This window comes from Kitasatospora sp. NPDC091257 (assembly GCF_044757675.1).
In the GTDB taxonomy this organism is placed as follows: Bacteria; Actinomycetota; Actinomycetes; order Streptomycetales; family Streptomycetaceae; genus Kitasatospora; species Kitasatospora lactacystinica.
Genome location: NZ_JBIVVI010000859.1, coordinates 1 through 4,062 on the forward strand (window position 1 = coordinate 1; position 4,062 = coordinate 4,062).

Genomic DNA, 4,062 nt, shown 5'->3' on the forward strand with positions numbered 1-4,062 from the left:
CCACCCACGGAGGACTGCATGACCAGACGCCACCACACCCCCGACGCGACGGCCCCGGTCGGATGACCGCGCCACCGCTGCCCGCCGCCACCGTCGAGGCCGCGGCCGACGACGGCACCGACCCGCGGGGCCTTCGCCGGACCCTCGCCGCCCTGCTCCTGATCACGATGTTCGCCGGCTTCCAGCAGAGCTACTTCACCCCCCTCTTCCACACCCTCGGCGACCGCTACCACGTCGGCGTGACAGCACTGGCGTGGACGGTCACCGGCCCCGCACTCACCGCGGCACTGGCCACCCCGCTGCTCACCGCACTCGCCCAACGGCACGGACACCGGCGGGTCCTGCGCGCGACCACGGCCGCCGTCGCCGCGGGCGCCGCACTGATCGCGATCGCCCCCGACTACCCGCTCCTCCTGGCCGGCCGGGTCCTGCAGGGCTGCCTGGCCGCCTTCCTGCCCCTGATGACCGGTCTGGTCCGGCACCGCCACGGAATCCGGAGCACCCGCAAGGCCGTCGCCCATCTGTCGGCCGCACTGATGCTCGGCGTCCTCCTGGGCAGCGCCTGTTCCTCCCTGCTCCTGCGCGCCGCGGGCACCGGCGCCGTGCTGTGGGTCCCGGCCGCGGGCACACTCGCCGGCCTTCTCCTGCTGCTCCGCACGCCGGCCGCCGCCGACCGGCCGCCGGCGCGGGACGCCCGCGTCGACTGGCCCGCCGCCCTGCTGCTGGCCGCGGCGCTGGTCCTGATCGTGCTCGCCCTCCAGGAAGGCGCGGCCTGGGGCTGGCGCAGCCCCGCGACGCTCGGCAGCATCGCGGCCGGAACGCTCCTGCTCGGGGCCTGGTTCCGGACACAACTGCGCAGCCCCGCCCCGCTGATCGACGTCCGCCGGCTGCTGCGGCCCCGGCTGCTGCCGGTCTTCGCGGTGGGCTGCAGCGTCCACTACGTCGTCTTCGGCGGGCAGGTGTCCTACTCGACCTACCTCACCCAGCCCACCGCACTGGCCCTGCCCACCTCCGCCGTGGGGCTGGTCCTCCTGCCCGCCCTCTGCGGCATGACCCTCTTCAGCGCCTGCACCAGCAGGCTCGGACAGGCGATCGGCCACCGTCGGGTCACCGTCCTCGGCGCCGTCCTCGTCGCCCTGGGAGCCGTCGCCCTGCTGCTGCGCCACTCCCAGGCGGCCGACCTCACCGTGGCCCTCGGCCTCGCCGGCAGCGGAGCGGGTCTGATCTCCGGAGCCACCCGCATCCTCATCGTCGACGCCGTACGCACCGAGGAGACCGCGGCCGGCTCCGGCCTGTTCGAACTCCTCGTCAGTCTCGGTACCGCGGTCGGTTCGGCGGTCACGGCCGCGGTCCTGGACGCGCAGCACAGCAGCCCGCACGCCTACACCAACGCCTGGGCCGCGAGCGCCGCGGTCGCCCTGCTCGGCCTCGCGGCCGCGTTCCTCCTGCCCGCGGACCGTGCCTCCTCCCGCCGTCTGCGCGGAGGCCGGCCCCGCGACCGGTGACGGACCCGTGATGCGGCGTCAGCGGGTCCGCGCCGGTTGCGCGGGGTACCGGGTGGTCGGCTGGGCGGCCGGTGGGTTCGGGCCGGATCACGAGGTGCTGCCGGCCGGGTGGTCGGCCGCCGCGGCGAGCAGTGGCAGGTAGTGCTGCATGTAGGGCGGGACCTTGAGGTCGAGGACCTCGTCGAAGGGGACCATGCGGACGGCCAGGCCCTCGTCGCCGAGCCGCAGGTCGCTGTCGGGGCCGTCCCAGGCGGCGTGCAGGACGCGGACGAGCGGGGAGACGAGCTCGTGCTGGGGGCCGGGCACCGGCCGCATCCGTGTGATGGTGATTCCGGCCTCCTCGCGGACCTCGCGGGCGGCGTTCTCCTCGGGGGTCTCGTCGGCCTCGCGCCACCCGCCGATCGGGGTCCAGTAGCCGGGCCAGGCGATGCCGGGCTTGTCGTCGCGGTGGTGCATCAGCAGCCGCCCGGCCGGGTCGGTGACCAGGACCATGACGCCCTCGAAGTCGTCGGCCGGGGACGGGCGTTCAAGGTAGAGCGGGGTGCCGCTGCGGTGGGCGCGCAGGGCTTGCAGGAGCCGCCGGTAGCGGTCCGGGCCCATGTGGTCGTGCCAGTCGTGGGCGGTCTCGAAGCGCCATTCGGTGTGCTCGGCGGGGTCGAGGCGGATCCGGGCCTGCTGCTCGGCGGTGAGGACGCCGCCGTCGAAGACGTAGCCGCAGGCGGGGACGGGGAGCAGGCTGCCGGCCTGCTCGTGGACGACGGCGACCAGGCGCCGCCGAAGCACCTGCGGGTTCTCCGTGGCGAGGTCGAGGCCCAGTTCCTCCCGGGCCTCGCGCAGGGCGGTGGTGAACGGTGTCTCGCCGTGCTCGACGTTGCCGCCGGGGAAGTTCCACACACCGGGGTCGACGGTGGAGCGCAGCCCGAGGACGCGCCCCTGTGGATCGGTGACGAGGAAACAGCCGTACGAGCCGGGCCGGGCGATGGTGGTGAGGTAGCCGCCGACCGGCCGCCAGCCGGGCAGGGCCAGGCGGCCGGTGAGCCATTCGATCACGGTGCGCTGCCCGTCGCTCGTCGGCGGCAGCCGGTCGGGGGCGGCCCACCGGTGGTCGTCGTGGCCGGGCGAGAGGAGGATCGCGGTGCCGTCCGGCACGACCGTGGTGAAGACGTACTGGCGCACGCGCAGGCCGCGCCGGTCGGTGAGGTCCAGGTGCCGCGCGTACTCCAGTGACAGGCCGGCGAGCCCGGTCTCCTCGGCCAGCTGCCGCGCCGCGCCGGCCTCCACCGCCTCGTCGCCCGCCCGGCCGCCGCCCGGGTACTCCCACCGGCCGGGCAGGACACCGTGCGCGGCCCGGCGGATCATCAGGATCCGGCCGGAGGCGTCGCGGACCACCACGCCGACGCCGATCCGCTGGACGCCCTCGCGGCGGGCCAGGTCGGTCAGCACATTGAAGTCGATCACCGGAAGGGCTCCTCGCTGCAAGGTGGTGGGCGGGTGCGCAGTACTGCCGGTCAGGGGGGTTCGACAGTCAAGTCTGCTCCTGGGAGGGCGGGTTCAGGAATGGCTCGTGGGCGGTTCCAGGCGTCCCGATGATGGTGCTGTTCGAATGCGGCTCGCAAGTGGACCCGGATCGGGGGCGGGACGCCGTACGGGTGCTCGACCTCGAAGCGGGCATCGGCGGACCGGCCGTCGGACCTGTCGGACCCGGTCTCTAGGGTGGAACCGCACAGCAGACGGCTCGATGGAAGGCAGGGATGACCGAGGTGCACAGCGACGTGCTCGTCGAAGCGGTCTACGGCGACGGGTGGGACTCCTCGAACCGTTCGACGGTCCGTCCGATCCCCCGGGCGGAGGCAGCCCGCCGGGACGCGGCGGGCGAGCCGTACGCCGTCGTGCTCGCCGCCCCCGGGCAGGAGCTGCCCGTCGCGGTGCTGCACGTCGCCTGGGCCGGCCACTACCTGGGCCTCTGGCGGTTCGACGGCTCGGGCCGCCGGGTGTTCGAAGCCGACCTGCGCAGGCTGGAGCCGGAGCGGCTGTTCCTGCGCCACCTGGCCGAATGGCAGTACGAGGAGGAGGACCTCCCCGAGCTCTCGGACAAGGCCCTGAGGCGGACGGTCGATCTGTACCCGGACGGGAAGAACAGCGAGGGCCGTTACCCGCGCGGACGCGGCGGCGGAACGACGCGCACCCTGGTCGACCTGCCGCGTGAGCGGTGGTGGCTGCCGGTACCGGAATTCGGCTGCTGGGAAAGCCTGTTGGCGGAACCCCTGTTCGGGCTGCCGGGCCCCTTCGAGATCGCCCAGGAGACCTCGGACATCGCACCGACGCCGGCCGGTCGCGCCGCGGAGCCCTTCGGCTGGCGACCGCCGGCGCCGGCGACCGCGCCCCGGCTCGACGAGCTGTTCACTCCCGGGGCCGTGTTCACCCATCGGCACCGGCCGCAGCCGCTCGTCATCGAACCGGTGACAACGGTGACCGGGATCGCCCTGCCCACGGGGCGGCTGGCGGTCTGCGACAGGAAGGGCTTGATCGTGACGTTCGGGAGCGACGCGCTGATCTG

Annotated in this window: 2 protein-coding genes and 1 pseudogene; 2 read left to right on the forward strand and 1 reads right to left on the reverse strand. The window is 74.3% G+C overall.

Annotation, left to right across the window (positions count from 1 at the left end; translation table 11 throughout):
- The first annotated feature begins 62 nt into the window (after positions 1-62).
- Positions 63-1,505, forward strand: a complete 1,443-nt coding sequence (locus ACIQOV_RS30910; protein WP_401053931.1) for an MFS transporter — start codon at positions 63-65, stop codon at positions 1,503-1,505.
- An 87-nt stretch (positions 1,506-1,592) separates the two neighbouring features.
- On the opposite strand, the gene ACIQOV_RS30915 is transcribed toward ACIQOV_RS30910, so the two are convergent.
- Entirely contained in the window at positions 1,593-2,963 is a 1,371-nt protein-coding gene (locus ACIQOV_RS30915; protein WP_401053933.1) for an NUDIX domain-containing protein, read from the reverse strand.
- Positions 2,964-3,256: 293 nt separating this feature from the next.
- Between ACIQOV_RS30915 and ACIQOV_RS30920 the strand changes: the two are divergent.
- Positions 3,257-4,062: pseudogene (locus ACIQOV_RS30920) on the forward strand (hypothetical protein); the annotation flags it as partial.

Excerpts from the sequence above, each read along its gene's own strand:
- ACIQOV_RS30910 (WP_401053931.1), top strand. The coding sequence starts at position 63 with ATGACCGCGCCACCGCTGCCCGCCGCCACCGTCGAGGCCGCGGCCGAC.